We start from the raw sequence: 6,042 nt of genomic DNA on the forward strand, positions 1-6,042 counted from the left end.
CAGTGTCAGCGCAAAGAATTCTTGCATTAAGCGGTGCCCTCTATTATGGCGAGTCAGGCTTAGATTTGGTGATTCCTGCTTTGCTGGATGAATCGGCACAGGTAATGTGGGCTGCATACTCGCTACTGCGGACAAGGACAGAAACGAAAGTCAAAATTGCCTTGCAAGAATTCAATCCTTATCAATTTTTTGAATGTCTTTGTACCTTTGAGGGGCATTCTGACTGTGTTAGTTCGGTAGCGATCGCGCCGGATGGTGAAACCATTGTTAGTGGCAGTGGCGATATGAATATCAAAGTGTGGAATATTCTGACGGGCAAGTGTAGGGGCACCTTCGAGGGGCATTTAGCCTCGGTTGATTCCGTAGCAATCGCGCCAGATGGTAAGACTTTTGTCAGTGCTAGTAGGGACAACAACTTCTGTGGTAGAGGGGGCTTAAAGAGTATCAACGTATGGGATATTCTGACGGGCAAGTGTCAGCGCAGCCTACAGATACTAGGAATATTCCCAGATGGTAAAACTTTGATTCATGGTCGTCAGTATAAAACCATCAAAGCGTTAGATATAGAGACGAGGGAGTGCCTCCGCATGGTAAATAAGTTTTTATGGGATGTTTATTTCGTAGCAATAGCCCCGAACGATCAAACGATTGTTAGTAGCAATGATGACAACATCCTCAAAGTGTGGGATATCGAAGCAGGTAAGTGGAAGGGTTCGCTACAGGGGCATTCACGCCGAGTTTATTCCTTAGCAATAGCCCTGGATGGAAGGACGATTGTTAGTGGCAGTAAGGACAATACTATTAAAGTGTGGGATCTCGTGACGTGCGAGTGTAAGGGCACGCTAGAGGGACATTCAGACTATGTTCTTTGCATAGCAATAGCGACGGATGGTAAAACTATTGTCAGTGGCAGTAAAGACAACACCATTAAAGTGTGGGATCTTGAGACGTGCGAGTGCAGAGGTACGCTAGAGGGGCATTTAAACGCAGTGAGTTCCGTAGCAATAACCCCAGATGGAAGGACGATTGTTAGTGGCAGTTACGACAACACCATCAAAGTGTGGGGAATTCGATAAGGAAGTTTAAAGTATTCCCTGTTGAGGATGATTTGGGCAATTCAGGGATGCGTTCGTCGGGATTTGCCGACACACCTTAAAGAATAAGCGATCGCTAACCCAAACTAGAAATAACGAATTCTACCTCTTATAGTTGCTCCTTAAGGAGCAACTAATACAGTGACTCCTGTGGCAATCACAGGTAAAGAAATGGGAACTGGAGGCACAGTAGGAGTTGCTCCCACTGCCATTGTGCCCATATGCGCCACTGGACGCCCGCAAGCCAGAACGGTGACAGAACAAGGCATCGCGAGAGCGCCAGCAATTGACGGACCCGTGACAGCATCTCCCAGACAAGCGATAGGTCGCCCCATAACTAAAACGGTTGGTGCCCCCGGTCCGATAATGGGACTACCACTAGCGACATCGCCCAGTACAGCTACTGGTAACATAGAACCTTCCTTAATCGTTAATCGAGAATGGCTAATTGTGTACCACATTCCTATAGCTAGGCATTAGCCATTGGTCGCGATCGCAATTGCTTCTTTCCCGCTCCCCTCAATTGTTAACAATTCAGCCGAATCAGCGGTGCGGTCATACTCGCTGTGGCAGCTGCCATAATTGCCACCGCAGCACCTGCTTGCAGGTTCAACGCTGCGCCAGACTGTACGCTTACAGCAGCAGCCGACTGCGCCGACAAAGCACCGCCGGATTGTAGCGACAACGCCGCACCAGCTTTCATAGTGGCAGCACCCCCAGACTTCAAGTCTAAAACTCCGCCTGCTTGAGCGCTTAACTTGGCTGCGGTTTGAAGTTCTATGCCAGCAGGTGCGAGTTTTATACTACTAGGGCCTGATTGCAGCAGAATTTCCATTGGTGCTGAAATACTCACTTTTTGCACTGCCTGCATCGTGATGGTGTTGGTCATGTCATTCATCAGCAACTTCTGACCGCCAGTTGTTGTGATATCCAGCTTCTTATTGAGATCGTCGATGAGGATCTTATGACCGCCTTTGGTTTTAATTTCGATCTTCTTATTTTGATCGTCTAGGCGCACATAATGACCGTCAGTCGTTTTAATTTCCACAAACTTTTCGCTGTCATTCATGTGACATTTATGAGCGCCTATTGTCTCAATGTAGACACCAGCCTTGCTAGTATCTTTATCCTCTTCCACAAACTGTAATTTATGCCCAGTACGGGTTTTAAATGTCCGCAGGCGGACTTTGCCTTCACCTGAAATTGTATTATCCACATCTTCCGGCGGTGCATCTGTACCGTTCCAGACACCGCCAATGACGTAAGGGCGATGAATATCGCCGTGTTCAAAGGCAACCAATACCTCGTCATTGACCTCCGGCAGACAGTCAAACCCGCGATTTACACCAGCTCCGGCTCCCACCACTCTTGCCCAGTTACTTTCGTGTTCCTCTGTTAAAGTGGGAAGTTTTACTCTCACTCGACCCCATTTTTTGGGATCTTTGTTATTCGTGACAATTCCTACTAACAATGTTTGTCCTGCTTGGAGATGGGTTCGGGGAGACAGGGTTGCCAGAAGATCGTCTCCCCGCAATCCCCGCACGCTAAATTCGGTGGTGTAGAAACGTTCCTGATAAACGTGACGAGTTGTCGTGACGTAATACTTGCCGCTGTATTTGCCCATACTTGCCAAGTCCACGACCCGTCCCGGTCGAATTCGCGGATCGCCCTCAGCTTTGGCATCAGCGTAGACAAATTCCCCCGATAACTCGTTATACAAAGCTTGGGCGATCGCGTCTGATTCTTTCTGAGAAGAGACTGGCTGATCGACAACAATCATCTTGGGGGTACTGCTAAAGCTAGTGCTAGTTGCTTTGCCCTTGCCTTGTTTGGTATCGGTAATGACTTGTGTTGTTTGACTGCTTTTAGTAGATGCAATCACCTGTTTACTTTTATAATCCCAAGCTCTTACCTCAACAGAATCTACCTGCTCGGCACTTGTTACCCGAACTTGGAAACTATGTATTTCTTGTAACCACTTGAGAGCCAAAGAAGCACCCGCCACCGGCTTGCGGAAGTGCAGTTTCCCATCTTGCACAAACAACTCAAAACCGTTCCGGGCTGCCCGTTCTCGCAAGAATTCCATGTTGGTTTGATTTTCTTGGAAAATATAGCCAACGGGATCGCCAAAGCCATAAGGCCCGCCACTTTCGTCAATGGTGCCCGCTGTAATCCCCAATTCACCAATAATCTGCCGAACAATGTCGGTGTCGGTCATGTTTTGGAAAGAGCGGTTGTAGCGTCCCCGATGTAGGCGGTGGGAAACGTCATACCCGCGAATCACGACCGGAGCTTGAGAACCACTGGTAAAGTGGGTTTCAATTGCTGTAATCTCGCCATTCAGAATGTTGCCCTGCTGTGGATCATCAAAATCAGCATCTTCGGTAGTGCTGGATTTAAAACCTATTTGAACGGGTTTACCAATTGTTAATAAATTTTCGTAGCGCCAAAGTTCATCTCCTTCGCGACCCGGAAAGTAGTCGTTCCTGATGACTAAGGTAAACATGGCTGGGAGATGGAGGCTTTCTTCCACGGAGATTTGAAGAATATCTTCCATCAAACTCGCAGGAGCATCATCTCCATCAATTTTTATTTGAGGATAGGATATATACTTTGGCATTTGTAGGCAACACGTAAATGATTTTAGCTTCTAAATTTTAGATTTTGGATAAAATCCTGACTGGCATTTTTTTTCAAATTTTTTATTCTTTGGTATTTGAACTATAGGGGTCTTTTGCCTTGTTGCCTGACAAATCTCGAATTTTTAGGCTAGATTTTGTAATCTCAAATTAGAACTGTGAGTTTAGTTGGGTAAAAAAACTCTCTGTCAAAACTAAGATTTTTTAAAATTATCAGGCGTTTTGTTAGTCAAGCAAGGTAATCTACACGCGGATAATTTCTCAATCACCGAGAGGATATTTAAACCCATGCAGACGTTCATCCAAATTCAAAATTTAGAACGCAAGTTTCAGCTAGTTTAGAAGAAACTCTACGCCCCCGCCCATTCTCCAAAGGTCGAACTACAATTTTTTTCTAACCTTCTGGTTCAGCGCAATCCAACAAATGATGACCGTTCATGTAGCTTTTCGAGTCTTGCTGCCTCGACTTTCCCCGACGCGATTCACACTAGAAGGAGCTTCTGGAGAGCCTGGGGGGATAAGTACATCTACTTCGTGGAGGGTCAGGCTAGCTGAAGCACGCACGGGAGTCCCATCAGGTAGAAACATGGTCAGTTCGTAACTGAGTGATTGCACAAAGCAACGGAGGTATTCTTGGGCACCCCAGGTAAAGACATAGACGGGCGGGACATCTTGACCATCGGGAAATTCAACAGCTTTTTTTAGTTTGTTGATGTACCAGAGGACGCTGGTTCCTTCCTCATAGGTATCAAACAAAATCTCTGAGATAGTGAGTTTGTAAGGATCTATACTTTGGAAGCTGACTTTCGGCAGTCCTCTAGCAGTACGTGCGCCTTGAGGGGCATTGATTTGAACACTCCTGCTGAAGGAAAGCTTGGTGGGGTTGAACATGAACTCGATGGTGTCCACACCCTGTGCTGGAACCTTTGGAATAAGTTTTGCTTTGACCAAACGAGTGGTTGACATATTATTCTCCTTAATAATGGCAGTGACTTTACCAGGGCAGGCGTCCAGAATAGTTATTTCCTCGACGCTCTCGCTCTATTTCCAACCGTTGCCGGATAAAACTATAGACTTCACGAGCTAGAAGCTCTAAGTTGTCGGTGGCTTCTTCACTAGAGGAATCATCAACGGTAGATACGCTTTGATCGATTGCTCCTACTTGGCTATCAGCGTCCCCCATTAACTGTATAAGAGCTTCCATTCCAGAGGCTGATGTGCGACGCGAGGGCATGGAATATGTCTGAATAACATTGCCCAAACTATTGTTTTGTGGGGAATTTATCAGGGGCTGGGAAATATTTGATTGGGAGCTGTTAGAGTCGGATGGTTTGGAAATTATCGGCTTTTGCGGTGCCTCCCACGTCCTCTGTTCTGAGAGAGGTTGTACAACGATTGATTCGCTTGCTTTAGGCGTGTTCTCCCCTATTAATTCAGAAATACTTGACCAAGATGTTGGTATCTCTCTGGTGTTCGTAGAACTGTTTGAGGAAGGTAGAGTTTCAGGGGAAGAGGAAAAGGAAGAAGGTGCCATTTGCACTTGTTCTACACTGCTTGAAAATGCTGTAGCTTCTTGGTTATTCTGCCCTGAATCTTCTGGCATTCTCTGGATAGAAATAGGCGGCTCCGAAGCAGACGAGAAGTTTGAGGAGAGCGGTGCAAGAAAGGATTCCTCAACCTTATTGCTGCCCATGTCTGGAAATGGGGAAGCGAGAAGACTGGATTGTTGAGCTAGAGGGCTGAGAATGGATAGATTAGTCAGCACTTGAGGCAATTGAGGCAGTTCTTCGCTCTCGTCAAGCGACTCTGTTTCCACCAAAGGTTGTATAACGGTGGGTTCTGTAATTTGTGTGCTTTGAGGCACCTCTACAGGAGGATTGGCAAAGGATGTAGAAGCGATCGCTGCTGGTGCCAAGCCAGCCAAATTTTCACGTGCTGGTACGGTTTCTAATTTCGGTTGAATGAGTGTAGCGTCTGGCGTTGTTGTACTTTCAGGTACTTGTATGGAATCGGTAAAAGCGATCGCGTCTGGTGCTAACCCAGTCACCTTTTCACTTACCGATTCAGGTTCTAATTTCGGTTGAATGAGTGTAGCGTCTGGCGTTGTTGTACTTTCAGGTACTTGTCTGGAGTCGGTAGAAGCGATCGCTTGTTTTGCCTCAAGCGGGAAATCTTCACTTGCCGGTTCGGTTGCTAATTTCGGTTGAATGACTGTAGCATCTGGCGTTGTTATGCTTTCAGGTACTTGTCTGGAATCAGTGGAAGCGATGCCTTGTTTTGTATCAACCGGAAAATCTTCACTTGCTGGT

Annotated in this window: 5 protein-coding genes; 1 reads left to right on the forward strand and 4 read right to left on the reverse strand. The window is 46.5% G+C overall.

Translation table 11 applies throughout. The annotated features are described in order from the left end of the window. A partial coding sequence (locus tag H6F50_RS16065) for a WD40 repeat domain-containing protein (protein WP_190429467.1) occupies window positions 1-1,076 on the forward strand: 1,076 nt, incomplete at its 5' end. 140 nt (window positions 1,077-1,216) lie between these two features. Here H6F50_RS16065 and H6F50_RS16070 read toward each other — a convergent pair. The 4 genes from H6F50_RS16070 to H6F50_RS16085 form a co-directional block, all read right to left on the reverse strand. Then, a complete protein-coding gene (locus H6F50_RS16070; RefSeq protein ID WP_190412623.1) occupies window positions 1,217-1,507 on the reverse strand; it encodes a PAAR domain-containing protein in 291 nt (96 codons plus the stop codon). Between the two features lie 113 nt (window positions 1,508-1,620). After that, window positions 1,621-3,714: a VgrG-related protein gene (locus H6F50_RS16075; protein ID WP_190429468.1), complete on the reverse strand. Its 2,094-nt coding sequence runs from the start codon at window positions 3,712-3,714 to the stop codon at window positions 1,621-1,623. Window positions 3,715-4,168: 454 nt separating this feature from the next. Then, window positions 4,169-4,699 carry a hypothetical protein gene (locus H6F50_RS16080; protein ID WP_190412621.1) on the reverse strand — a complete coding sequence of 177 codons (531 nt, stop codon included), beginning with the start codon at window positions 4,697-4,699 and terminating at the stop codon, window positions 4,169-4,171. Between the two features lie 28 nt (window positions 4,700-4,727). Continuing rightward, window positions 4,728-6,042, reverse strand: a 1,315-nt coding sequence (locus H6F50_RS16085) for a hypothetical protein (RefSeq protein ID WP_190429469.1), incomplete at its 5' end; no start/stop codon positions are given.

This window comes from Coleofasciculus sp. FACHB-712, assembly GCF_014695635.1.
GTDB lineage: Bacteria > Cyanobacteriota > Cyanobacteriia > Cyanobacteriales > FACHB-T130 > FACHB-T130.

Excerpts from the sequence above, each read along its gene's own strand:
- H6F50_RS16080 (WP_190412621.1), bottom strand. The coding sequence starts at position 4,699 with ATGTCAACCACTCGTTTGGTCAAAGCAAAACTTATTCCAAAGGTTCCA.
- H6F50_RS16070 (WP_190412623.1), bottom strand. The coding sequence starts at position 1,507 with ATGTTACCAGTAGCTGTACTGGGCGATGTCGCTAGTGGTAGTCCCATT.
- H6F50_RS16075 (WP_190429468.1), bottom strand. The coding sequence starts at position 3,714 with ATGCCAAAGTATATATCCTATCCTCAAATAAAAATTGATGGAGATGAT.